The sequence below is a fragment of the Moritella sp. 36 genome (assembly GCF_018219415.1).
GTDB lineage: Bacteria > Pseudomonadota > Gammaproteobacteria > Enterobacterales > Moritellaceae > Moritella.
Genome location: NZ_CP056120.1, coordinates 1,038,646 through 1,063,249 on the forward strand (window position 1 = coordinate 1,038,646; position 24,604 = coordinate 1,063,249).

Below are 24,604 nucleotides of genomic sequence, written 5' to 3' on the forward strand. Positions count from 1 at the left end.
TTTCAGCAAGTTCTATTAACCTTGGTAATGACTCTTTTATTTTGCCTTGTGCTTTTTCATAATCAGGTTTTCTTTTTAAAGTTAATCGCCATATATCAATGGCATCTGCATCTTGTGAAACTTCGGAATGGTTAAAAGCTAAACCTAAGTTATAAAGGCTAACCGATGAAGGCTCATTAACATTTCGTTCCCATATTTTGATTGCTTCAAAAAAGTTTTTTTATTGGTCCAGATGAAAAACCCCGTCATTTATGTCGGGGATGTAAGTCTTTAATGCGTAGCATTAACATTACTTAGGTCTGTTTTGCTGTTCTATATAAGCTGTTAATACATCAAGTGATGCACCACCGCAAGATCCAGCAAAGTAACTAGGCGACCACAGCGCACCGTTCCACAAGTAGCGGTGTATTTCTTGGTATTCTTTTCTCATTAGTCTTGAGCTAACACCTTTAAGTGAATTAATTAACTTACTTAATTGTACTTTAGGTGGGTATTCAATTAACAAATGAACGTGATCTTGTTCACCGTTGAATTCGACTAAATCAACTTCAAAATTTTTACACACATCTAATAGTATCGCCTCTAACCGATTTAACATTGCATCATTAAACACTTTGCGCCTGTATTTTGTCACGAATACTAAATGTGCATGTAATGCGCTAACACAGTGCCGACCTTTTCTTACTTCTGTTTCATTCTTATGCGTCATAATTAAAGTAGACCAACTGTTGATTGCGATGTTTAGGTGTGTATACTAAACGAAAGCAAGGGGTAAGACCAAGTGAATTTAATCGCACGAAAATACAGAGTTTACCCAAATAATGAACAGGCGTTAATGCTTGTGCATACGTTTGGCTGTGTTCGTTTCGCTTATAATTCAGCACTTGGGTACTCTAAAGAACAATACGATTTAGGCAATAAAACTAATTATAATGATTGGTCTAAAAACCTGACTCAACTAAAAAAGAATCCTGATTTTGCATGGCTGAAAGATGTTTCAAGTGTGCCATTGCAGCAATCATTAAAGCACTTAGATAAAGGATTTAAATCATTCTTTAAATCTGGTTTTGGTTATCCTAAGTTTAAAAATAAACACGGCAATCAATCAGCAAGTTACATGAGTAATGGTTTTAAGTGGGATGAAGATAAACAATCTCTAACACTTGCAAAGATGAAGCAACCATTAAAGATTAAGTGGTCACGCTCATTTACTGGTAAACCTAGTTCGTTGACTGTATCTAAAACTAAATCAGGTAAGTATTTTGTTAGTACCTTAGTTAAAGAGGATATTAAAAAACTGCCAGTAGTTAATAAAACGGTAGGCGTTGACGTTGGCATTAAAGATCTTGCTATCTGTTCGGATGGGACTAAGTTCAATAATCCGCGTTTAACAAATAAGTATGCTAACAAACTAGCTAAAGCGCAGCGCAAACTAGCCAAGAAGAAAAAAGGTTCTAACAACTTCAAAAAACAAAAAATTTCTGTTGCTAAAATTCACGAAAAGATAGCAAATTCCCGCAAAGACTTTACCCACAAAATGACAACAAAACTTATCCAAGAAAACCAACTAATAGGCATTGAGTCATTAAAAGTCAAAAACATGGTTAAGAACCGCAAGCTATCTAAGCATATCCACGATGCTAATTTCGGTGAAATAGTAAGGCAGTTAGAATATAAAGCTGATTGGTATGGGCGTAAAGTTTCAGCTATTAGCCAGTGGTTTCCATCAAGCAAAATGTGTAATGAGTGTGGTTCGCTGTATTCTGGAAAATGGTCATTAGCTATAAGAGCGTGGTCTTGTGAATGCGGTGCTATCCACGATAGAGATCATAATGCCGCTATCAATATCCACAATGAGGGATTAAGGTTAGCGGCTTAAATAATTTGTGGCGGTAGGTAGTACCGACACATTAAATGCTTGTAAGAGGTTTTAGAAGTCTAAAGTGATTTAGTATCACAATGCTTAAACCGTTGACGACAAGAATCCCCTTGCTTCAGCTAGGGGTACTTCAAACTGACGGGTAGAGCAAATAATAAGGACTGTTAATGCGGATTGAATTTATTAGTACTGGCGACGAAGTATTATCAGGCCAAATTGTCGATACCAATGCGGCATGGATATCACAATCTTTTTTTCATCAAGGTCGTGAGTTTACGCGCCGTCATACGGTTGCGGATGATCTTGAATCGCTCATTGATATTATTACGGAAACAAGCCTTCGTGCTGATGTGGTGATCATGAATGGTGGCTTAGGTCCAACATCAGATGATTTAAGTGCTGAAGCCGCGGCGAAAGCGATGGGCGTACCATTAACATTTTCTCAAGAGTGGTTCGCTCATTTAGTGGCTAAATATGCCAAATCTAATCGTACTTTGTCTGTGAGTGATGAAAAACAAGCTTGGTTGCCACAAGGTAGCGAAGTGGTTGATAATCCTGTTGGCACTGCATGTGGTTTTAGTTTTCAATTTAATCGTGCTCGTTTTTACTTTACCCCTGGGGTGCCAAGTGAATTCAAACACATGGTTACCGAGCAAATACTACCCGATATCCAACAACGTTTTACGCCAGTAAAAATACCTACTTTAATCAAGATTAAAACATTTGGTATCTCGGAATCAGTGTTGAATGAGCGCTTAGCCGCATTGTCACTTCCCCAGTCAATTACGTTGGGCTTTCGCGTTGATTTTCCGACTGTTGAAGTGAAATTATTATCGATAGTCCAAGCTGATTTAGCGAAGGCTAGAGAGCGAGTACTTGCAGAGCTTGGTGAGTTTGTGCTGTTCGAAGGGGATTATTCGTTTGCACAATACTTGCAAAATATAATACTCGAAAAAGGGCAAACATTATCGCTTGCGGAATCTTGTACTGGTGGACTTATCGCGAGTGAATTAATTGCTGTCGCGGGTAGCTCTGGTTACCTCGATTCGAGTCATGTGACTTATAGTAACGAATCTAAGAGTCGCTTAGTCAATGTTGATAAAACGACGATAGCTAACCACGGAGCTGTTTCAATAGAGGTTGCTGCCGAGATGGCTGAAGGCGCGATGCTGAATGCGGGGGTTGACTTTGGTATTGCAGTGTCCGGTATTGCTGGTCCAGGTGGCGGTAGCGAAGAAAAACCAGTCGGCACGGTTGCGTTTGCTCTGGCGAGTAAGACACACACTTACAGTCAATTGTTATTTATCCCGCGATGGAGTCGACAGGGGATCAGAACGGTGGCGTTATACGTAGCTTTAGATATGTTGAGAAGAGAGTTGTTGGGATTAAGTTTAGCGGCAGAATTTGGCTCAATAGAGCGTCGAGCTGAACAGGATAAGGTGAAGAACTAGTCTTTTAATACTGTAATAGCGTTGTGATAGCAGCATAGATTAAGCAATCACAACGCGTTTTTATTCTACTTTTTACCATTTCTGTTTTGGTTGAAACAGCAGGTCTAATTCATTCTTTTCGTTTTCTTTGTCTTGGCGATCTTTTAAATCATCTGATGAAGCTTGAGTGAGTTGTTCGTTCACCTCATTAAGTAAAGAGGTGAGCGTTTGGTGTTTATTGATAAGGGATTCATTTTTATCATTAATATTATTTAAGGTATCTATACCCTTACGGAGTAATTGCTTACAAGAACCAAATTGGCTCGTTGCCCGTGCTTCATAAGCCCGCTTCAATAAATTATCAATGTTGACGTTCAGTTGCATCAGTTCAAGTTTACGATCTTCAATCACAAATGTTTGGGTATTAAGTTTGCTTTTTGCATGCTCGACACGTAATACTGCGCGAATTTTTTTAATTTGTTGTAATAATATAATCGCTTCTCTATCTGAATTCGGAGAGCGAAACATTTTGTTTTCAGTCTGTGCTGGTGCATCTTTTAATTGGGCCATTTGCGCTTTAACATTCACTAAGCGTTGACGGACTTGTGGTAGGGAAGGGTCCATTTGTAATGTCGCTGTAAGTGAGTCATGCATACGGCTATGTAGCACTAACGTAAGTACTTTACTGTAAGGTAGTGATGTTGAGTTTAGCAGCAGTTCTTCAGCTTCTTCAATGATTTGTCTGTGTTTTATGATTATCTGGCGTTTTTCGGTTTCAGCTTTACGCTTGTATTGTAAGATGATGTTATAACCGATCACCAAAAATAGTAGGACAGCAATCGCGATAATCATAAGAGTGAACTTCATTGTATAATAGACCTAATTTTGCTGCGGTATATAAGATGTTACTATAAATACTTTAGTTAAGGTAGTGTTAACGTGAAGATACCCCCACCAAGACTACCACCATTTGTTAGCGCGATATGTCCTATTTCCCCTTTAATTATATGCGCGCCAGCAATTAATCGAGCAAAATACAAGCCTAACCCAGTACGCCCTTGCTTACAACTTAACTCGCCCATTGCACAGTGCTGTGCTTGGAGCATGCTGTCAGGGTAGCCGTCGCCGTTATCGGCAATTTCGATCACAAGCTTTTTATTGACGACATTCGCCGTTACGAGGATTTGTCCTTTGCTGTAGCGTAATGCATTGATGAATACATCTGATAATAAGTAACTAATTAAATTGTGATCACAATACCAAGCGAGATCGATATCGATGTTAATATTAATTTCAATGTTATGACTGTCACTATACATCTGATTTTTAGTGCGAAACTCATTGAAATAATCTGAAATAAAGCATTCGGCAATGTTTAATGGTAGCTGATCATGCTCATCACGGTATAAAGAAAGTACTTGGATTAAGCCGCTATTAAGACGTAATACTTCATAGTGTAAATCAGCGAGTTTAGCGCCATGTTTATGGTCATCTTGCGAGGGGGGGATATCTGCAGACATCGATTCAATTGATTGTAATAAGAGGCACAATGAATTTTTCATATCATGTACCGCAGATGTTAGGATCAATGCATAATCAACGGTGTCTTTACTTGGTTTAGTGTTATCGTTTAAAGGGGTCATCATATTGTTGTTCGGCATAAAAGTAATTACCCCTAGGATATATTATTAAGAATAAATAACAGTATTCTGCTATGTTTTGTTAGAATACAATAAATTATTTGGTATATAGAGCACATCACGAATGAAGTTACAGCAATTTAGATACATAGTTGAAGTCCTAAATCACAATTTGAATGTGTCTGCGACAGCAGAAAGTCTTTATACTTCGCAACCAGGCATTAGTAAACAAGTTCGTATGTTAGAAGATGAACTCGGTGTACAGATCTTCGAGCGTAGCGGCAAGCACCTCACTAAAGTGACACCTGCTGGTAAAGATATTATTCGTATTGCTGCTGATATCCTAGGCAAAGTTGAGAGTATTAAAGCTGTTGCTAGTCAACATACGCACCCCTCTAAAGGTACGTTAAATATCTCGACTACGCATACCCAAGCGCGTTATGCATTACCAAAAGTAATTAAAGGCTTTATTGAACGTTACCCTGATGTATCACTAAATATGCATCAAGGTACGCCTGCACAAATCAGTGATTCAGTTTCTAAAGGTACTGCTGATTTTGCTATCGCCACTGAAGCATTGCATTTATACAGCGACCTGGTAATGCTGCCTTGCTATCACTGGAACCGTTCAATTATTGTTAAACCGGGTCACCCATTAACGAAAGTTGGTAAGATCACGGTTGAAGATATCGCAAAATATTCATTGGTGACTTATGTATTTGGTTTTACTGGTCGTTCAGAATTAGATTGTGCGTTTGATGAAGCGGGCTTAGAGCCTAAAATTGTCTTTACCGCAACCGATGCTGACGTGATTAAAACATACGTGAAATTGGGCATTGGTGTCGGTGTTTTGGCGACAATGGCATTTGATGACGAAATTGATGATGATTTAGTTCGCATCGATGCAAGTCATTTATTTACCTCGAGTACGACTAAAATTGGTTTCCGTAAAGGGACGTTCTTACGTACTTACATGTATGATTTTATGGAACGATTTGCACCGCATTTAACGCGAGATATTGTTGATAAAGCGATTATGCTAAAAACAGCAGAAGAGATTGATGAGATGTTTAAAGATATCCAGCTATCAACGAGGTAACTAGATAACTAGATAACGAAATAGTATTCACTCGGCTAACACTGTGTACTTAGCCGAGGGTATTTTCAGCCTGTTTAGTTACCTTTTTTGGCTTCTTTTTGGCTGTACTTTTATGATTACTTTTTATTTTTCCCACTTCTTTCTTCGCAGAACCCCGTACGACGGAAGAGCAAGCATTATCGTTAATCACACTAATTAACGCATGCATACTTTGTGACAGACTATCATCATGGGTAAGCCGTGTGATTTGCTCGCTAACAATATCGATAGCACTACTCATCACGACTTGTTCTAACTCTGTAAATGCATCTTCGATATAGCCGGATAATTTCGTCAGATCAGGCAGATTTGTTCGACATGCGATTAAACCCACATTGAGATTATTCATGTAACTGTACAGTGTTATATTCAGTGACATGCCAGGTGGTAATGCTGATAACGGGAAGCACTCTTGCATTTTTGCACCCATCATATACATGGGCTTACGCGGACCTGGCACATTTGAGATTAGCACATTACCGACTGGTGGTAACACATCATCGAGTTTCAGTAGCTCACTGATTACCGCTAACCCCTGACTTGCCAGTGTGTAACTCGTTAGCGCTTCATCTGATAATGATCTTGCTTCTTTCTTTAATTTATTACAAGACTCTTTAATTGCCATTAATCGAGCGAGTGGTACTGTATTGCTGTGACCTAATTCCACCATAGTAATTGCAATGCGGTTGTTTGATATGGTGTCGTTCGGTGCCCTAAGGTTCACCGGGATTTGTGCTGTTAGCGGCTGCTTAAGCTTATAATTAAGGTCGGATAAATAACGATGTAATGCAATATCACAAATACACACCACGACATCATTGATCGTCGTTCCGGCTATTTTGCTTATGTTCTTCACTCGTGAAAGTGGGAGTACGCTGGTTGCGGCGCGGCGAGCACGTTTAGGACTGACTGAAAATGGCGTTTTGGGAGCTGTAAATGGCGTTGGTATACTGGTTTTATAAACGTTGACAGCTTGTAATAACAACCGAGATCCAAGTCCAATAATCGAGGGTATTGCACGTACTTGTTTTGTTAATAAAGCGCTGTTTTGTCTCAATTTATGCACTAAACCCGCTTTAATTTCAGGATTAGGTTGCTTGCCTTCAAAGCCTTTTAGGCTCCAAAATGCTTGTAATGGACCTTCGGCTTGTTGTGATAAATAGCTAAGCATTATTTGGTTACCTTTAGCACCATCAGTGAAAGCGTGATGCATTTTTAGGTAAACCGCAAATTGATTGTTAGCGAGACCTGAAATTAAATGTACTTCCCATAATGGACGGTTACGATCGAGCAGATTTGAGTGGGCGTGTTCTATGTATTCAATGAGTTGCTCTCGTGTCCCCGGTTGAGGTAAGCGAACGCGGCGAACGTGATAATTAAGGTCTATATTATCATCCTCTTGCCAGTACATCATGCCCGAGTAAGCTGTATATAGTTTGTAATTAAAAGGTTTTTCTATTTGCGTGAATAGCATCAGTTGTTGATATAGGTCTGTACCGTAATCGCCTTGATAGTCATTCGGAATATCAAAAACTTGCATTGCAGCTACATGGTTTGGCCGCGATACCGTTTCGCAATATAGGAAACCCATATCGGGTAGAGTGAGCGCTTTCATTAATATTTCCCTCATTTTTGCAGAGCGGACAGCTAGCTACGTCGTGCGATTTTAATAGAATAAGTGACCTAATGAGTAGAAAATAATTAAAGAGTAAAGTCATTAGTCTAGATGCTAATCACTGCTATTTACACCTAAAAGTATGAGTGTTTATGCCATAGGCTGCTGAGTATTAAAAGAAATGCGTAATCAAAGGGGTGAGGGAAGCATAATGCCTGTTATGAGGTGGTCTGTGGTTACTTTCTTTGTGGTATAAAAAAGCCAGAATAGTGACGAGCACATTCTGGCTTTTACTTTATCTACACCTAAATAATCTATGCTTATTTAGGTTAGTGTCAGATTAAGTACAAGTGTGGGCTTTTTTGATGTCGCCTACATTTAATACTTTAATTGCTAAACCACCTTGTGACGTTTCACGGTATTTAGCATTCATGTCTTTACCTGTTTCGTACATAGTTTCGATAACTTTGTCTAACGATACGCAAGGCTCACTGGTACGACGCATTGCCATACGTGAAGCGTTAATCGCTTTTACAGCTGCAATCGCGTTACGTTCGATACAAGGTACTTGTACTTGGCCACCAACAGGATCACAAGTTAGACCTAAGTTATGCTCCATGCCGATTTCAGCCGCTTGGCAGACTTGTGAAGGACTTGCACCCATTAATTCAGCAAGACCAGCTGCTGCCATTGAGCAGGATACGCCCACTTCACCTTGGCAACCAACCTCTGCGCCAGAGATTGATGCATTCGTTTTGTATAGGATACCGATAGCACCTGAAGCAAGGTAAAACTTAGTCTGTTCTTCGCGCGTTAGCGGACGAATAAACTTATTGTAATAAGCTAATACAGCCGGGATGATACCCGCTGCGCCATTGGTTGGAGCTGTTACTACTCGACCTCCGGCTGCATTCTCTTCACTAACAGACAGTGCAAACATGTTAACCCAATCAATGATAGTCATTGGATCAGTGTTAAAACCATCACTGGCTTCTAGTTGGCGTTTAAGCGCGGCAGCACGACGTGGCACACGTAATGGACCAGCAAGTAAACCTTCTGTTTTACAACCGCGTTCAATAGATTCAGACATTGCAGTCCAAATGTTAGAAAACGATTGATATGTTTCATTTTCACTGCGGAAAGAACGCTCATTTTCTAACATTAATGCACTGATAGATAATGCATTTTCGTTACAGTGTGCGACTAATTCAGCGGCGTTGGTAAATGGGTATTTAACGTCTGCCGTTTCACCTTGTGTTAAACCGAAGTTTTCTTCGTCAACGATGAAACCGCCACCAGTAGAGTAATACGTTTTTGTGAACGAAACTTCTCCATCGATGTAAGCATGAATACTCAAACCGTTTTCATGTAGTGCAAGCGGTTCATCAATAAAGTTCATAGCTGAAGCGGGAAAATCAACAGTATGGCAGTGTAGACCGATTGGTAAACGACGTGTTTGTTCAACACGGTGTATAAACTCTGGGATCGCATCAATATCAACAGTTTCAGGTAAGTTACCTGCTAAACCCATGATAATAGCAATATCAGTGTGGTGACCTTTACCAGTCAACGATAATGAACCATGCACATCCACTGTGATTTGAGTGACTTCGCGGATCTTCCCTGTCGCTCGTAGGTCGTCGATAAATTGTTTGGCAGCTTTCATTGGACCAACAGTATGAGAACTAGATGGACCAATACCAATTTTGTAGATATCGAATACACTGATCATAGTAATTCCTCAGCAGATGCTTAAGTTATATAAGCTTAAATAAATAGCGCGCTAACAGACTCTTGTTAGGCAGAATAATAGAGACTAAACTTTTTTTTAATCTCTCAAATTTTTAGGTCGTTATCATAGCGCTTTAATTGGAAAACACAACTGTCAATATAGCAGTCCGTACTGTTATTTAGAGATTGATCCCATATAACAATTCATTATGTTTCATAATTGCAGTGTAAAGTTTTGCTTTATTTGCTCCGGTAGGATATTTCGAGTGCCAAGGTAATAATGACCTTAATTTATGTGGTCATTATTACCTTTAATAATTAATGGCTTAGTGTGGCTGGGGTGTTTTTCTGTTAATAATTAATAATCCAGTGATCAACTAATAATAATATAAATAACATCATTAAATGTATGATTGAGAATTTAAATGTTTGGAATGCAGTTTTACGCGTAGGGCTGAATTTTAAGCGATAAGCGTAATAAATAAAACTTATCCCTAGGATAGTAGAACCAGTTAAATAGAGTAGACCACTTAACTGGGTGAGCCAAGGTAGCCAGGTTACAGGGAGTAATAGCAGTGTATAAAGCAATATCAGAGTCTTAGTGTACTCAGCGCCGTGAGTAACGGGCAACATAGGTATCTTGGCCTTGGCGTATTCTTTCTCTTTATGGATGGCCAGTGCCCAAAAGTGTGGCGGTGTCCAAATGAAAATAATCATCACCAATAATAATGCCTGCCCAGTCACTTCTCCCGTCATTGCGGTCCAGCCAAGCAGCGGTGGTGTTGCACCAGCTAGCCCGCCAATCGCGATATTTTGTGGTGTAGCTCGCTTCAAGTACATAGTATAAATGACGGCATAACCAATCAGGCTGGCAAAGGTCAACCAAGCGGTTAACGCATTTACAAATACAAAGAGTGTTGCCATACCGATTATTGCCATACTTGTAGCAAAAAATAATGCTTTTGGTGTGCTAATGGTATTTTGTACTAATGGCCGGTGGTGGGTTCTGGTCATGATGGCGTCAATACGCTGGTCAAGAATATGATTGTATGCTGCGGCGGCGGCAGAAAGTAACCCTATGCCGATTAATGCAGGAGCTAATAAACTGAGTGGAGGTAAATCGGGTAAGGCGAGTACCATCCCGACTAAAGCGGTCAATAACAATAAGGCAACGACTTTGGGCTTCGTTAGTTGATAATATGCGCGCCAGTTTGGTGTGAGCGTTAATTTGATTGATTGCGTATTCATAACACCTCTTGCAGTTGCTGTTGGTTTAACCAAAGTAGGGTTACTAAGGTGATGAGTAGGATCGCAGCGACTAAATTATGTGCCACAGCAATGCTCAGTGGTAATTGAAAAAACACGTTTGCTACCCCCAGACTGACTTGTAAACATAAAACGATAACGAGTACTTTGGCCGTAAGGCGGATTTTTTTTTCAGGTTGTGATTTAAATAATTGATAGGCGGTTAATAGTAAAAAAATGAAGGTCACACCAGCCCAAATCCGATGAGTAACATGAATATTCATTCTGGCGATCGTATCGCGCACACCGTATTGATAAGTTTCGGCCAAAGGACTCAGGCTAAATACATCGCTAAAGTTAAAACGGCTGAGCCAGTCACCGTTGCATATTGGGAAGTCAGTGCAGACAATGGCGGCGTAATTTGAGCTTGTCCAGCCACCGAGTGCAATTTGAATGATTAATATCGGCAGGGCAATGCCGCAATATAATTGGATCCGGATCAACCGTTGCCGCTGTGTTGGTAATATAACCTTGTTATTTAGTGTTTGCGTAGCTTGGATGAGTGTCCCTTTTATATTGGATAGCCGTAATCGAAGTAATACAAGCAGTGCTAAAATACTAAACCCGCCTAATAGGTGCCCCATGACAATAATGGGTTGCAAGTTCATGGTCACTGTCCACATACCTAAAGCAGATTGAAATAGCACTAATAAGATTAACAAAGTCGCTAATGGAACTTGTTGTTTGCGCTTGCCACAAGTGATGAAAATGAGCAGGATAAGCATGCCTAATAGTCCTGCAATATAGCGATGGATCATTTCGTTCCATGCTTTCTCGGTATGCAGTGGTTTATCAGGATAAGCTAATTGAGCTGATGCGATATCTTGTGCATTGGTAGGGACAGAGTTAAAACCATAACAGCCCGGCCAATCAGGGCACCCAAGCCCTGCGTCGGTTAAGCGCGTGTAAGCCCCGAGTGCAACCACTAGAAAGGCAAGTAGTATCGTCAGGTTGAGCAGTTTTGACATAGACAATCCTTGTATATTCGCTGACTTATCCAATTTTCGATATTTTAAGTAAGCGTTTTAAATCCTTTAATAAGCCCGCTGATATTTTTATTGCCGCAGTTCTATCTGCGGGGTATTGATAGCGCATAAAGATATTCCCATGCGGATCAACTAAATATAGTGTATCCGTGGATAATTGGTTTTGGTTTATCTCACCTAATTGAAATTTTTCTAGGGCTGGTATTTCAACGTGATCGCGAGATAAGTTTGCTGGTGGTATGACTGTTACTGGATATTTCGTTAGGTAGCGCTGTACTCTCGCTCCTTCGGCGGCCAGTAATGTATGTACTTGCTGCATTTGCCATAAACTCTGTTGGCATTGTTGTGCGCATCTATCACTTGGATTATAGAGCAGTAACCATGCTTGTGGTGGCTGTGACATGGTTAGCGGTGGTGATAAGAGTTTTCCTGTATTGGTTTTAGCCCCTTGGTACCAGTCATTAACTAGCACTAATTTAGCGATTAAAATGGGCGCTATAAATAAACCCATGATGATGAATAATGGCTTTTTCTGCATGACTAATCCTTATCTTGCATTTGTTTATACTGAGTTTGATACCTTTTTAACCAATAGCCGCTCGATAGGCTTAACGCGAATGCTAAAGCAAACCATTGGACTGCATAAGCCGTATGTTTAGCGGGAGGCATGACCGTTATCGTCCATGTTTTAATAAAGCCGATGTGTGTGTCTGGATTTAGTTGTAATAGTAGCGGATTGAGAGGCATGTTTAGCGTGGTTCGTAGTTGAGGTATATCGGTACGCTGTATAACCAAAGGCCCTTGTGTTGTAGGTGCGATATTCTTACCAAGAAGCAAAGGTGAACCTTGCTGTGCACTTAAAGTCCCGTCTAATTGATAATGTCCTGTCAGTAGCGGAATGTCAGGTAGTAATGAACGGGACGCTGAACCAGGTAACCAACCAAGGTTAACGAGAATAATTTTTTTATCGCTGTGAAAGGGAAGATACAAGTGATAGCCAAACTGTTTATTGTAAGTTTGATTATCTAATAATATCGGTGTTTCATTATCAAAATAACCGTATAAAGATACCTCCCGATGTAAACTGTCTGCGGTTATTTGAGTGAGAGATGTGAGTGCCGGTTGGTTGATATCTAATAGCGCTTGTTTTTCTTGTGCGCGGGAGACTTGCCATAACCCTAATTTTATACAAACGACAATCGCGAGCAGGCTAAACAGAACAAAACTGATTAAGCGTTTGGAGAATTTATAGCATTGCATAGTGCTAAATAAAGTCTGCATATTTAACCTTAAAAAATAACGGCTTGGATAATGTTATAAACGCCCATTTTGAGCATACAATTAAGGATAGATATGTTTTTATAAATTGGTAAGAAAACAGTATAAAGTTAAATTTAATTAACAGCTTACAGATGAATATCCCAGCGAAGGACGCTGGGATAGAGGTGTCATCAGAATTGTAATGATTAACGTGAGATTAAGGTCAACTCAATCGTGCGTTATTTTACTTGCCAGGCGATAGTTTCGCCTGTTCTGATTGGCACCATTTTAGCGTTACCAAAAGGTAACGTTTCAGGTACTTTCCATGCCGATTTTTCTAGCGTAATAGTGTCAGCGTTGCGTGGTAAGTTATAAAAGTCAGGACCATTGAAGCTTGCGAATGCTTCTAATTTGTCAAGTGCACTTTCTTGCTCAAATACTTCTGCATAAAGCTCAATCGCAGCATGTGAAGTATAAGCGCCAGCACAACCACAAGCTGACTCTTTTTTGTCATCGGAATGTGGTGCTGAATCTGTACCAAGAAAGAATTTATTACTACCGCTTGTAGCTGCTTTAACTAATGCTGCTTGATGCGTATTACGCTTCAAGATTGGTAAACAATAGTAGTGAGGTTTAATACCGCCCACTAGCATATGATTACGGTTGAATAATAAATGGTGTGCTGTGATAGTAGCTGCAATATTGTCACTGGCATTATTTACAAATTCAACTGCATCCGCAGTGGTAATATGCTCAAGTACAATCTTTAAATTTGGAAAATCAGCAATAACTGGTTTTAATACTGTATCTAGGTAAACCTTTTCACGGTCAAAGATATCAATGTCAGCATCTGTTACTTCACCATGTAATAGCAATGGCATTCCTGCATCTTCTAATGCTTGTAGTGCAGGGTAAACATTCTTAATTGATGTTACACCCGATGATGAATTTGTTGTTGCGCCAGCTGGGTAAAGCTTTGCCGCATAAACAATTCCGGTTGCTTTTGCTGCGCGGATATCTTCAGCAGTTGTTTGATCGGTAAGATAGATAGTCATTAATGGACTAAATGAAGAATCGGCTGGTACGTTAGCTAAGATACGTTGGCGGTATTCTTGGGCAATCTCAGCATTAGTTACCGGCGGTACAAGGTTAGGCATGATAATAGCACGACCCATGTAACGGCTAATGTCAGCAACAGTATGTTTTAAAACATCACCATCTCGAAGGTGTAGGTGCCAGTCATCTGGGCGGGTGATTGTTAAAGTTTCCATTTGATTTCTCCATCGCTAATTTCCGCAGATTCTAAAGAGTAATGTAGGGGAAGTCAAAGACGCAGTCTTAATTGATGATAAAAGACGAAACCAAGTAAGCCTATAGTTAATTTTAGCTTACTTGGCCTCTATTATATATATGTAATTACATACCGAAGCTAGCAGCCCATTGCATCATCAAACCACTAATATAAGCCCCGTACGTTCCTAATGCGTAACCCATTACAGCAAGTAAGATCCCCACTGGTGCTAATGATGGATGAAATGCAGCGGCAACAACGGGTGCTGATGCAGCGCCACCGACGTTAGCTTGACTACCTACCGCCATAAAGAACAAGGGTGCACGGATCATTTTAGCGACAACAATCATTAGAATGGCATGGATTGATAACCAGATAATACCAATGAAGAAGTAACCAGGATTTTCAAAAATAGCTGTGATATCCATATTCATACCAATGGTTGCCACCAGGATATAAATAAAGCCAGAACCCACTTTTGAGGCTCCTGCATGTTCAAGCTTACGCGACATTGGTAGGCAAGACGCAATCAGTGCAAATGTTGTTACCAATACAATTAACCAAAAGAAGCCTGATGTTAAGCTGTATTTTGCAAGCTCAGGTGCATTAATTTGAATCCAAGGTGCAATTTTATCACTGAAGTAATGTGCAAGACCTGTTAAACCAAAACCAACTGCAACAATTGACATTATATCTGTGGTTGTTATTGGACGTGCATTTTCTTTTTCATATTTTGTAACTGTTGCTTTTAGTTCATCAATCGCACTCGTATCAGCTTTAAGCCATTTATCCATGCGTTTTTGGTTACCTGCCATGACTAATAAAATGGCCATCCAAATGTTGGCACAGATAACATCGACAGTGATCATTGCTGAGAATAAATTATCATCAACAGTGAATACTTCTTTCATCGCGGCTTGATTCGCACCACCGCCAATCCATGAGCCGGCAACTGTCGTTAGGCCACGCCATACATCGCCACTCACAAGGTCAGGATTTATTTGGTCAATAATAATAATCGCGATTGGGCCACCAATCATGATACCGAAAGTGCCCGTTAAGAACATAATAATCGCTTTAGACCCTAGGCCCATGATCTTCTTTAAATCAGCGGATATTATCAGTAGCACTAACGCTGCTGGTAATAAATAGCGGCTAGCGACAAAGTAAAGATTCGATGAGCTTGCATCGATAATTCCAAACGTATTAAGTAGTGACGGGAGGAAATAGCATAACAAGAGGCCTGGAACGAACTTGTAAAACTTCTTCCAAAAAGGATGTTCACTTTTTTCAGTAACGAACACCGCGCCCAAAATTACTGCGAGTAAACCCATAACTACAGCATCGTTGGTAATAAGATTGATTGAATTTTCCATCTTCTTCCTTGTCAGTTTAACGTATATAAAAAGCGTAATGAATAACTAAATTACGAATTGAAATATACATTAATCACTGCTTATTGAGCAACTGGAAGAGTTTGTAGTTATTTACTTTAATTTAATTGGAATTATATTTCGCCTGGTGCGCAGGGTCGAATTGTATGCATCTTAAGTGTTATTTGTATGAAAAGAGCCTTATTTGCATGAAATTGGTACACGCTGGCGCTGTGGTTACGTGGATTGAAGTGAGATCACAAAACAGGAATTAGTAGCCTAAAGAGGTAGATATGAGCGGCCTAAAATAAACAGGGATAAATAGAAAAGTGTTTAACTGTGATCTAACCCTCATCACTATACTTATTTAAGTATCGTTTAGAGGGTTAGATATTCGTGATAGTCAGGCTTGTTTATGATTAAACAATATAGACAAAAATGAACAGAATTATCCACACAACATCGACAAAATGCCAATACCAAGCAGACGCTTCAAAAGCAAAATGTTTACCCGGAGTAAAATGCCCGTTGATAATACGAAATAACATGACGGTAAGCATGATGACACCTAGCGTTACGTGCATGCCATGGAAGCCAGTGAGTAAATAAAAAGTATTGCCATACACACCAGAATCAAATTTTAATGACAATGCGTGGTAAGCATGTACATATTCTTCAGCTTGAAAAAATAAGAAAGTAACCCCCAAAGCAACGGTTATGGATAGCCAAATGACTAACTTTGTACGTTGTGTTGCTATCAGGCTGTGGTGGGCAAAGTGTAACGTTACCGATGAACTAATCAGGATAATGGTGTTGATTAGCGGTAAACCATACCAAGGCATGGCTTGTGTTTCTCGTCCGTCGGGTGTGATTGTTAATGGCCAGTGAGGTATGAAATCAGCCCAAATCACAGCATGAGTCATGGCATTATTTCCTTCACCGCCTAACCAAGGTATAGATAGATTACGCAGGTAAAATAATACCCCGAAGAGCGCGATAAAGAACATAACTTCTGAAAAAATAAACCATAACATGCCCATTCTGAAAGAACGATCAAGCTGCTGATTGTACAGCCCGTTCATTGATTCGGTTATCACATTTCTAAACCAACTAATGAGCATAAACAGCAGTATGCCAATGCCTATTAATAAAATAGGTATCCCGCTGTTACTACCGTCTTTATCTACTTGCTGAACTGTCGTTGCCGCACCGATGGCAATAATAAAGAGCGCGATAGCACCGACGAAAGGCCAAATACTACTTGCTGGAACATAGTAGTTTTTTGGGGCTTTGGCATATTCATTATTATCTTGCATTAAAGGGCTCCTAGCGCATAGCTACTTCTGTCGGTTCATTTTTAAATAGGGTGTAGGCGAGGGTTAACGTTGATATATCGGATGGTATATTAGGGTCAATATAAAAGATCAGCGGCATCATTGCTTCTTCGTTTGCAGTTAACATCTGTTCTTGAAAACAAAAACATTCTGTTTTTACCAAATATTGCGCACCATAACCAGGGGAGATAGAAGGCACTGCACGGCCGAATGTATCTTGGTCACTTTGGTTAATGGCAACAAAACTAACCTGATAGCGTTCGCCTGGATGTAGAACCACGCTCCTGATTTCAGGTTTAAATGACCAAGGTAATTGTTTATTTAAGTAAGTGACGAACTCAACTTTAACCGTGCGTGACTCGTCAACACTTGATACCGGCACTGTCGTTGAGCGGCTATAATCTTTACCATTTAGTCCTGTAATGTCACAAAATACATCATAAAGAGGGACGAGTGCAAAACCAAAACCGAACATACCAACGACGCTGAATATTAATAGCCGTAATTGCTTTTTCATTTTAGGTGTTGTCATTATTTCACCTCGGGTGGTGTATCAAAAGTGTGATATGGCGCTGGAGATGGCACGGTCCATTCTAATCCTTCAGCACCTTCCCAAGGTTTTGAGGGGGCTTTTTTACCACCACGAACAGCCATTATCACAACTGCGACAAAGATGATTTGTGAAAGGCCAAATAGGAAACCACCAATACTGACTATTTTATTTATGTCGGCAAATTGCAGTGCGTAATCTGGGATCCTACGTGGCATACCTGCAAGACCTAAGAAATGCATCGGGAAAAATAGGATATTGACGGATATTAGTGAGCACCAAAAATGCCACTTACCAAGCTTTTCATTAAACATGTATCCGGTCCATTTTGGTAGCCAATAATAAGCGGCAGCCATAATAGAAAAAACAGCACCAGTCACGAGCACATAATGAAAATGGGCCACAACAAAGTAAGTATCATGGTATTGAAAATCCGCAGGTGTAATGGCCAGCATCAATCCCGAAAACCCACCGATAGTAAATAATACGATAAATGCGAGTGAAAATAACATGGGTACTTCAAAGGTAATGGAGCCACGCCAGAGGGTCGCTATCCAGTTAAATATTTTCACCCCAGTTGGCACAGAAATGAGCATTGTACAATACATAAAGAACAATTCAGCAGCCAGCGGTAAACCAACGGTAAACATATGGTGAGCCCATACGGTAAAGCTAAGAATAGCAATGGATACGGTTGCATAGACCATAGAGTGGTAACCGAATAATTGCTTACGTGCAAATGCGGGAACAATCGCCGAGATGATACCAAATGATGGTAAAATCATGATATATACTTCGGGATGACCAAAGAACCAAAAGACATGCTGGAATAACACCGGATCACCACCACCTGCAGCATCAAAGAAACTGGTACCAAAGTATTTATCGGTTAGGATCATGGTGACCGCACCAGCAAGAACGGGCATGACGGCGATTAATAAAAATGCAGTAATGAGCCAAGTCCATACGAACATGGGCATTTTCATCAATGTCATTCCAGGTGCGCGCATATTTAAGATGGTAACGATGACGTTAATCGCGCCCATAATTGAGCTGATCCCCATTAAGTGGACAGAGAATACGAACATGGCGGTACTGTCAGGACTGTATTGAGTCGATAGCGGAGGGTAGAAAGTCCAACCAAAGTTAGGCCCGCCGCCTTCGGTAAATAATGACAATAGTAATAAAGAGAATGCGAAAGGTAGGATCCAAAAACTCCAGTTATTCATCCGTGGCAATGCCATATCTGGCGCACCAATCATAAGCGGTAGCATCCAGTTAGCAAGTCCTACAAAAGCAGGCATGACAGCCCCAAAGACCATAATTAAACCGTGCGACGTGGTCATTTGATTGAAAAAATTGGGTTCAATTAATTGTAAACCGGGTTGGAATAACTCAGCCCTAATGACCATTGCCATCGCTCCCCCGATGAAAAACATGGTCAAACTAAACCACAGATATAATGTACCGATATCTTTATGATTGGTTGAAAATAACCACCGTTTATACCCATGGGGGGCACCATGGTGATCTGTTTGTATTTTTATTGCTGGCACATCCAAGATGGTTTGATCAGCATTATCTTTTAATTGTATCTCACTCATTTTTCTATCCCTTGAATTACTGATTGATACTATTTAATGCCGCATCTATTTGTGAGGGTTGTATAATATCACCGGTATTATTACCCCATGCATTGCGTTCGTAAGTGATCACTGCCGCGAGTTCTTTTTTGGTTAGTTGTTTTGCGAATGATGCCATTGCAGTACCGGAAGCGCCTTGAAGAACAACATTGATATGTTTATCTATATCACCCAGTGCGATAGGACTATTCTGTAATGCTGGGAATGCACCTGGAATACCTTGTCCAGCAACTTGGTGACAAGCGGCACAGGTCCGATTATATACCTCTTCTCCGATCTTCATCATGGTCGGCATATCCATGGTTTTCGTTAAACTTTGTTGTTCCGCTTGTAACTGCTGCTTTGCCGTGATCTGCGCTTGGGCTAACCAATCATCAAATGCTGCAGGTTCTAATGCCGTGACCACAATTGGCATAAAGCCATGGTCTTTACCGCATAATTCGGCACATTGGCCTCGGTAAGTTCCGGGTGTGTCTATTTTGGTCCAAGCCTCATTAATAAAGCCGGGGTTCGCGTCTTTTTTCACTGCAAATGCAGGCACCCACCATGAGTGAATGACATCATCAGCCGTGATTAGAAAACGGACCTTTTTATTGATTGGTAATACGAGTGGATTATCCACCTCATTTAGGTAGTGAGGTTGTTTCTCTATTTCGTTGTTGATTTCAGCTTGGCTGGTGGTTGAACGGCTATAGTACTCAAGGTCATGGTCAAAATAACGATAGTGCCACTTCCATTGTGAACCGGTGATTTGAATGGTGATATCAGCTTTAGTGGTATCTTCCATTAAGATTAGCGCTTGTGTTGATGGGATCGCCATACCAATTAAGATAACGATGGGGATCGCAGTCCAAATTATCTCAACTGTTGTACTTTCATGGAATGAGGCAGACACTGCGCCTTTGGATTTTCGATGACTATATAAGGACCAAAACATGACGCCAAACACAATGAAGGCGATGGCTATGCAAATGTACAAAATTGTCATATGTAAACTGTATACGGTATTACTTATCCCTGTGACCCCCTCAGTCATATTTATATTTGACTGCTGAGCAAATAATGGTGTTGAAACTATCCCTAGCATAAATGTGTTTATTATTTTTTTTGGTTTGAATAAGCGCACATAACCTCCCTCAAAATTATCCATAACGATATAGATTAGATAATGAGTGAATTGTGTTAATTCGCTGCTACAGCCCTAAGCATCTAACAATCCACTGTTATTTGCCAAAGTATAGTTACAGAAATGTTAAATGTGTGACTTTGTTTCTCAGATAATGTTGTTTCTATCTTTTTTTATGCCTCAAAGGTGATTACTTCAAATGATTGTTTTAGCGCTGTAATTTGTTTCTGCAATTTAGCAATGTGATTAGAGACTGAGCACGATAGGTCCAGCTTGTCTTGTTCTTTAACGCTGTCTAAGCGCATCACTTTTAGCTTGATGATTTGTGTATCGGTCATGAGATTATCAATATGCTGAATCATTTCTGGATTAGGGTATTTCTCTTTGAGTAATTCTAGCTGATTCGAAAAGTCTAAAAAGATACGTTCAATTTCGATAATAGTCATAGCAACCCCTAAATATTATTGTTGATGATTCAAAGAAGATTAATGTGAACAGCTTAAAAGATATTATAGTGTAAATTTCAATCTTTAACGTTGAGACCTAAATACGAGCTGTTTGATACCTTGCGGCGATTGCTTTAATTTAAGGTAAGGAGAGGGGTGAGTACTTGGTGATGGAATTGATTAACGCGATAAAGGGATGGCGAGTAATTAACCAAACTCAAGATTGAAAACAATAAATTTCCTGTTTTTCATCTTATTTATCCATAAAAATCATTTTTATTCTTGAATTCTGACTTTTCATCCATACATTATAAGCAAATAAAAATATTAAAGCGTTATTTAGAGTCGCAATGCTCGATTTTATTCTTGCTGCTAGTTATAATATCGCGTCATAAATTTCCAGTTGGAAATGTTAATAAATTCATTAGAGGTATCTAAATGCAAGTTTCTGTAGAAACGACTCAAGGCCTAGAGCGCCGTTTAACTATCACAGTTCCAGCTGCAACAGTTAGCAAAGAAATCGAAAACCGTTTACGTGGTTTAGCAAAAACTCAACGTATCGACGGTTTCCGTCCAGGTAAAGTACCAGCTAAAGTAATCAAAAAACGTTTTGGTGCTGCTGTAGCTGAAGAAGTTGCTGGTGAAATTATGCAACGTAACTTCTACGAAGCAATCGTAGCTGAAAAATTAAACTTAGCTGGCGCACCAACACTAGAGCCTGCACAAGTTAAAGAAGGCGAAGACTTCTCTTTCACTGCAACGCTTGAAGTTTACCCTGAGTTTGAAGTTTCTGGTATCGAAGCAATCGAAATCGAAAAATCAGTATCTTCAGTAACAGACGCTGATGTTGATGGCATGATCGAAACTTTACGTAAGCAACACGCTGAGTGGGTTACTGCAGATCGCGCTGCTGAAGCTAACGACCAAGTTAAAGTTAACTTCAACGGTAGCATCGACGGTGAAGAATTCGAAGGCGGCAAAGCTGAAGACTTTACACTAGCTATGGGCCAAGGTCGTATGATCCCTGGTTTCGAGGAAGGCATCGTAGGTAAATCTGCAGGCGAAGAGTTCACTGTTGAAGTAACTTTCCCTGAAGAATACCATGCAGAAAACCTAAAAGGTAAAACTGCAAGTTTCGCTATCACGCTAAACGCTGTTGAAGCACAAGAGCTGCCAGAAATTAACGCTGAGTTCGTTGGTAAATTCGGTGTTGAAGACGGTACGCTTGAGTCTCTAAAAACTGAAATCAGCAAAAACATGAGCCGTGAACTTGAGCAAGCTATCAAAGCTGATACAAAAACTAAAGTTCTTGACGCACTAGTTGAAACAAATGACATCGAAATTCCTGCTGCATTAATTAAGCAAGAAATCGTTACATTACGTCAACAAGCTATGCAACGTTTTGGCCAAATGGCACCACAAAACGCACCAGAACTTCCTGATGAACTATTCACAGAGCAAGCTAGCCGTCGTGTTAAAATCGGTCTAGTTCTTGGTGAATTCATCAAAGTAAACGAAATCACAGCTGATGACGCACGTGTTCAAGACATGATCGCATCTATGGCTTCTGCATACGAAGACCCAGCTGAAGTTATCGCACACTACAAAGACAACGACCAAGCTTTAGAAAACGTTCGTAATGTAGCTGTTGAAGACCAAGCTATTGATTTAGTTTTAGAAAAAGCAAATGTAACAGAGAAAGAAGTTGCGTTTGAAGAGCTAATGAATAAAGCGACTCAAAACGCATAATTGTTTATTAGATTGAACAAAATACGTAATTAAGCGCTATAATGGCTCGAGTGGGGGGTATTTCACTTGGGCCATTTTTATTTAGGGATGATAATATGTCACAATTCTTTAATAATATCACAGAGTCGCCGTCAAACGCGTTAGTACCTATGGTTGTTGAACAAACAGCTAAAGGTGAGCGTTCTTATGACATTTATTCTCGACTTTTAAAAGACCGTGTAATATTTTTGACTGGTCAGGTCGAAGATCATATGGCGAACCTTGTTGTTGCACAGTTACTTTTCTTAGAATCAGAAAACCCAGATAAAGATATTTTCCTTTATATTAATTCGCCAGGTGGTTCTGTGAGCGCTGGTATGTCAATTTATGACACCATGCAATTTATTAAGCCAAACGTGTCTACGATTTGTATGGGCATGGCTGCGAGTATGGGCGCTTTCCTACTTGCTGGTGGTGAAAAAGGTAAGCGTCACGCATTACCGAATGCTAAAATCATGATCCACCAACCTTTAGGTGGTTATCAAGGCCAAGCATCTGATATTGAAATTCACGCGAATGAAATTATTAAAACTAAGCGTAAATTAAATGAAATATTAGCTGAACATACTGGTCAAGAGTATGATCGTCTTGCTACAGATACGGATCGTGATAATTTCATGACGTCAGCTGAAGCGATGGATTATGGTCTGATTGATTCAGTAATTACAAAACGTGATTAAGTAATTTTTGACAGGTCGATTGTCTTTTAGCCATAATGAAGATTAGGCATTGGGCTTTTACCTGTAATATGAGGTTATCGAATGACAGAAACAAAAAGTGGGGATAACGGTAAATTACTCTATTGTTCTTTTTGTGGCAAAAGCCAACATGAAGTACGTAAGTTAATTGCCGGCCCATCTGTCTACATTTGTGATGAATGTGTTGATCTTTGTAACGATATTATTCGTGAAGAGATTAAAGAAATTGCACCAAAACGTGAAGGTGATGAATTACCTACACCGCATAAAATTCGTAGCAAGCTCGATGATTATGTCATTGGTCAAGGGCATGCTAAGAAAGTGTTAGCTGTTGCGGTATACAATCACTATAAGCGTTTACGCAATGGCGATACATCAAATGGTGTAGAACTAGGTAAGAGTAATATCCTGTTAATTGGTCCAACTGGTAGTGGTAAAACATTATTGGCTGAAACACTAGCACGTATTCTTGATGTTCCTTTTACTATGGCTGATGCAACAACATTAACTGAAGCTGGTTATGTTGGTGAAGATGTTGAAAATATTATTCAGAAATTATTGCAAAAATGCGATTATGACGTAGAAAAAGCCCAACGTGGTATTGTCTATATCGATGAAATTGATAAAATTTCGCGTAAATCTGATAATCCATCTATTACTCGTGACGTATCGGGTGAAGGTGTTCAGCAAGCATTGTTAAAACTGATTGAAGGGACTGTTGCTTCAGTACCACCACAAGGTGGTCGTAAGCATCCTCAACAAGAGTTTTTACAAGTAGATACATCTAAGATCTTATTCATCTGTGGTGGTGCATTTGCTGGTTTAGATAAAGTTATTGAAATGCGTACTAACACTAATAGTGGTATTGGTTTTACAGCTGAAGTGAAAGGTGAAGCTGAGAAAGCAACTTTATCTGAAGTCTTCGCTAAAGTTGAACCACAAGATTTGGTTAAATTCGGTCTTATCCCTGAATTTATCGGTCGTTTACCTGTGACTGCGACATTAACAGAACTTGATGAAAGTGCATTAATTCAGATCTTAACAGAACCGAAAAATGCACTGACTAAACAGTATGCTGCACTATTCGATTTAGAAGGTGTTGACCTAGAGTTCCGTGAAGATGCACTTATTGCAATTGCAAAAAAAGCGATGTCTCGAAATACGGGTGCTCGTGGCTTACGTTCAATCGTAGAAGCCATTTTACTGGATACTATGTATGACCTACCTTCTGTTGAAGATGTTAGCAAAGTTGTGATTGATGAATCTGTAATTAATGCAGAATCAGCACCAATTTTGATTTATGAAAATACAGAGAACAAGGCTGTGTCAGCAGATTAGTGTTAGATTTTTAAACACTTAATATTAAAAAGG

22 protein-coding genes are annotated in these 24,604 nt (G+C 39.8%); 6 read left to right on the plus strand and 16 right to left on the minus strand.

What is annotated here, in order from left to right; genetic code table 11:
• Positions 1–289: 289 nt before the first annotated feature.
• Entirely contained in the window at positions 290–709 is a 420-nt protein-coding gene (gene tnpA / locus HWV03_RS04775; RefSeq protein WP_211678734.1) for an IS200/IS605 family transposase, read from the minus strand.
• A gap of 72 nt (positions 710–781) precedes the next feature.
• Between tnpA and HWV03_RS04780 the strand changes: the two genes are divergently transcribed.
• A complete protein-coding gene (locus HWV03_RS04780) occupies positions 782–1,879 on the plus strand; it encodes an RNA-guided endonuclease TnpB family protein (protein WP_211678735.1) in 1,098 nt (365 codons plus the stop codon).
• Positions 1,880–2,046: 167 nt separating this feature from the next.
• Positions 2,047–3,330, plus strand: a complete 1,284-nt coding sequence (locus HWV03_RS04785) for a CinA family nicotinamide mononucleotide deamidase-related protein (RefSeq protein WP_211678736.1) — start codon at positions 2,047–2,049, stop codon at positions 3,328–3,330.
• A 72-nt stretch (positions 3,331–3,402) separates the two neighbouring features.
• Here HWV03_RS04785 and HWV03_RS04790 read toward each other — a convergent pair whose 3' ends face one another.
• Together HWV03_RS04790 and HWV03_RS04795 are read right to left on the minus strand one after the other, a co-directional pair.
• Positions 3,403–4,176 carry a DNA repair protein gene (locus HWV03_RS04790; protein WP_211678737.1) on the minus strand — a complete coding sequence of 258 codons (774 nt, stop codon included), beginning with the start codon at positions 4,174–4,176 and terminating at the stop codon, positions 3,403–3,405.
• Between the two features lie 56 nt (positions 4,177–4,232).
• Positions 4,233–4,970, minus strand: coding sequence for a sensor histidine kinase (locus HWV03_RS04795; protein WP_211678738.1), 738 nt, complete (start codon positions 4,968–4,970; stop codon positions 4,233–4,235).
• A 103-nt stretch (positions 4,971–5,073) separates the two neighbouring features.
• On the opposite strand from HWV03_RS04795, the gene cysB reads away from it, so the two are divergent.
• Positions 5,074–6,048 carry an HTH-type transcriptional regulator CysB gene (gene cysB / locus HWV03_RS04800; protein ID WP_211674297.1) on the plus strand — a complete coding sequence of 325 codons (975 nt, stop codon included), beginning with the start codon at positions 5,074–5,076 and terminating at the stop codon, positions 6,046–6,048.
• Positions 6,049–6,097: 49 nt separating this feature from the next.
• Here the strand turns inward: cysB and HWV03_RS04805 are convergent, their stop codons facing one another.
• From HWV03_RS04805 to HWV03_RS04865, 13 genes are all read right to left on the minus strand, one after another.
• Positions 6,098–7,702, minus strand: coding sequence for a wax ester/triacylglycerol synthase family O-acyltransferase (locus HWV03_RS04805; RefSeq protein WP_211678739.1), 1,605 nt, complete (start codon positions 7,700–7,702; stop codon positions 6,098–6,100).
• Between the two features lie 340 nt (positions 7,703–8,042).
• Positions 8,043–9,434 (minus strand): L-serine ammonia-lyase, encoded by a 1,392-nt coding sequence (locus HWV03_RS04810; RefSeq protein WP_211678740.1) that lies wholly within the window; start codon positions 9,432–9,434, stop codon positions 8,043–8,045.
• A gap of 350 nt (positions 9,435–9,784) precedes the next feature.
• A complete protein-coding gene (gene cyoE / locus HWV03_RS04815) occupies positions 9,785–10,681 on the minus strand; it encodes a heme o synthase (RefSeq protein ID WP_211678741.1) in 897 nt (298 codons plus the stop codon).
• The gene (locus tag HWV03_RS04820) at positions 10,678–11,706 is read right to left on the minus strand and encodes a COX15/CtaA family protein (RefSeq protein ID WP_211678742.1); all 1,029 of its coding nucleotides are present in this window, start codon (positions 11,704–11,706) and stop codon (positions 10,678–10,680) included. The genes cyoE and HWV03_RS04820 overlap by 4 nt, the downstream gene beginning before the upstream one ends.
• Before the next feature lie 25 nt (positions 11,707–11,731).
• Positions 11,732–12,262, minus strand: a complete 531-nt coding sequence (locus tag HWV03_RS04825; RefSeq protein ID WP_211678743.1) for a hypothetical protein — start codon at positions 12,260–12,262, stop codon at positions 11,732–11,734.
• Positions 12,263–12,264: 2 nt separating this feature from the next.
• A complete protein-coding gene (locus HWV03_RS04830; protein ID WP_211678744.1) occupies positions 12,265–13,005 on the minus strand; it encodes an SURF1 family protein in 741 nt (246 codons plus the stop codon).
• Between the two features lie 218 nt (positions 13,006–13,223).
• Positions 13,224–14,255: a dihydroorotase gene (gene pyrC, locus HWV03_RS04835; RefSeq protein WP_211678745.1), complete on the minus strand. Its 1,032-nt coding sequence runs from the start codon at positions 14,253–14,255 to the stop codon at positions 13,224–13,226.
• Positions 14,256–14,400: 145 nt separating this feature from the next.
• Positions 14,401–15,651 (minus strand): DUF819 family protein, encoded by a 1,251-nt coding sequence (locus HWV03_RS04840; protein ID WP_211674305.1) that lies wholly within the window; start codon positions 15,649–15,651, stop codon positions 14,401–14,403.
• 416 nt (positions 15,652–16,067) lie between these two features.
• Positions 16,068–16,964, minus strand: coding sequence for a cytochrome c oxidase subunit 3 (locus HWV03_RS04845; RefSeq protein WP_211678746.1), 897 nt, complete (start codon positions 16,962–16,964; stop codon positions 16,068–16,070).
• A 10-nt stretch (positions 16,965–16,974) separates the two neighbouring features.
• Positions 16,975–17,514 (minus strand): cytochrome c oxidase assembly protein, encoded by a 540-nt coding sequence (locus tag HWV03_RS04850; RefSeq protein WP_211678747.1) that lies wholly within the window; start codon positions 17,512–17,514, stop codon positions 16,975–16,977.
• Positions 17,514–19,136 carry a cytochrome c oxidase subunit I gene (gene ctaD, locus HWV03_RS04855; RefSeq protein ID WP_255547074.1) on the minus strand — a complete coding sequence of 541 codons (1,623 nt, stop codon included), beginning with the start codon at positions 19,134–19,136 and terminating at the stop codon, positions 17,514–17,516. The genes HWV03_RS04850 and ctaD overlap by 1 nt, the downstream gene beginning before the upstream one ends.
• A gap of 16 nt (positions 19,137–19,152) precedes the next feature.
• Positions 19,153–20,325, minus strand: coding sequence for a cytochrome c oxidase subunit II (coxB, locus tag HWV03_RS04860; protein WP_211678748.1), 1,173 nt, complete (start codon positions 20,323–20,325; stop codon positions 19,153–19,155).
• A 149-nt stretch (positions 20,326–20,474) separates the two neighbouring features.
• Positions 20,475–20,747 (minus strand): hypothetical protein, encoded by a 273-nt coding sequence (locus HWV03_RS04865; RefSeq protein ID WP_211674309.1) that lies wholly within the window; start codon positions 20,745–20,747, stop codon positions 20,475–20,477.
• Between the two features lie 438 nt (positions 20,748–21,185).
• Here HWV03_RS04865 and tig point away from each other — a divergent pair, with 438 nt between their 5' ends.
• The 3 genes from tig (at position 21,186) to clpX (ending at position 24,571) form a co-directional block, all read left to right on the plus strand.
• On the plus strand, positions 21,186–22,496 hold the full coding sequence (gene tig / locus HWV03_RS04870; protein ID WP_211674310.1) for a trigger factor: 1,311 nt from the start codon (positions 21,186–21,188) through the stop codon (positions 22,494–22,496).
• 95 nt (positions 22,497–22,591) lie between these two features.
• Positions 22,592–23,215: an ATP-dependent Clp endopeptidase proteolytic subunit ClpP gene (gene clpP / locus HWV03_RS04875; protein ID WP_045111436.1), complete on the plus strand. Its 624-nt coding sequence runs from the start codon at positions 22,592–22,594 to the stop codon at positions 23,213–23,215.
• An 81-nt stretch (positions 23,216–23,296) separates the two neighbouring features.
• Positions 23,297–24,571, plus strand: a complete 1,275-nt coding sequence (gene clpX, locus HWV03_RS04880; protein WP_211678749.1) for an ATP-dependent protease ATP-binding subunit ClpX — start codon at positions 23,297–23,299, stop codon at positions 24,569–24,571.
• Positions 24,572–24,604: the final 33 nt, after the last annotated feature.

Bases quoted from the DNA above. Each gene is read 5' to 3' on its own strand.
- HWV03_RS04825 (WP_211678743.1), bottom strand. From the start codon at position 12,262: ATGCAGAAAAAGCCATTATTCATCATCATGGGTTTATTTATAGCGCCC.
- cysB (WP_211674297.1), top strand. From the start codon at position 5,074: ATGAAGTTACAGCAATTTAGATACATAGTTGAAGTCCTAAATCACAAT.
- HWV03_RS04790 (WP_211678737.1), bottom strand. From the start codon at position 4,176: ATGAAGTTCACTCTTATGATTATCGCGATTGCTGTCCTACTATTTTTG.
- cyoE (WP_211678741.1), bottom strand. From the start codon at position 10,681: ATGAATACGCAATCAATCAAATTAACGCTCACACCAAACTGGCGCGCA.
- tig (WP_211674310.1), top strand. From the start codon at position 21,186: ATGCAAGTTTCTGTAGAAACGACTCAAGGCCTAGAGCGCCGTTTAACT.
- HWV03_RS04840 (WP_211674305.1), bottom strand. From the start codon at position 15,651: ATGGAAAATTCAATCAATCTTATTACCAACGATGCTGTAGTTATGGGT.
- HWV03_RS04845 (WP_211678746.1), bottom strand. From the start codon at position 16,964: ATGCAAGATAATAATGAATATGCCAAAGCCCCAAAAAACTACTATGTT.
- HWV03_RS04795 (WP_211678738.1), bottom strand. From the start codon at position 4,970: ATGCCGAACAACAATATGATGACCCCTTTAAACGATAACACTAAACCA.
- HWV03_RS04810 (WP_211678740.1), bottom strand. From the start codon at position 9,434: ATGATCAGTGTATTCGATATCTACAAAATTGGTATTGGTCCATCTAGT.
- clpP (WP_045111436.1), top strand. From the start codon at position 22,592: ATGTCACAATTCTTTAATAATATCACAGAGTCGCCGTCAAACGCGTTA.
- HWV03_RS04830 (WP_211678744.1), bottom strand. From the start codon at position 13,005: ATGCAGACTTTATTTAGCACTATGCAATGCTATAAATTCTCCAAACGC.
- HWV03_RS04820 (WP_211678742.1), bottom strand. From the start codon at position 11,706: ATGTCAAAACTGCTCAACCTGACGATACTACTTGCCTTTCTAGTGGTT.
- HWV03_RS04805 (WP_211678739.1), bottom strand. From the start codon at position 7,702: ATGAAAGCGCTCACTCTACCCGATATGGGTTTCCTATATTGCGAAACG.
- HWV03_RS04865 (WP_211674309.1), bottom strand. From the start codon at position 20,747: ATGACTATTATCGAAATTGAACGTATCTTTTTAGACTTTTCGAATCAG.
- clpX (WP_211678749.1), top strand. From the start codon at position 23,297: ATGACAGAAACAAAAAGTGGGGATAACGGTAAATTACTCTATTGTTCT.
- HWV03_RS04785 (WP_211678736.1), top strand. From the start codon at position 2,047: ATGCGGATTGAATTTATTAGTACTGGCGACGAAGTATTATCAGGCCAA.
- pyrC (WP_211678745.1), bottom strand. From the start codon at position 14,255: ATGGAAACTTTAACAATCACCCGCCCAGATGACTGGCACCTACACCTT.
- HWV03_RS04850 (WP_211678747.1), bottom strand. From the start codon at position 17,514: ATGACAACACCTAAAATGAAAAAGCAATTACGGCTATTAATATTCAGC.
- ctaD (WP_255547074.1), bottom strand. From the start codon at position 19,136: ATGAGTGAGATACAATTAAAAGATAATGCTGATCAAACCATCTTGGAT.
- coxB (WP_211678748.1), bottom strand. From the start codon at position 20,325: ATGGATAATTTTGAGGGAGGTTATGTGCGCTTATTCAAACCAAAAAAA.
- tnpA (WP_211678734.1), bottom strand. From the start codon at position 709: ATGACGCATAAGAATGAAACAGAAGTAAGAAAAGGTCGGCACTGTGTT.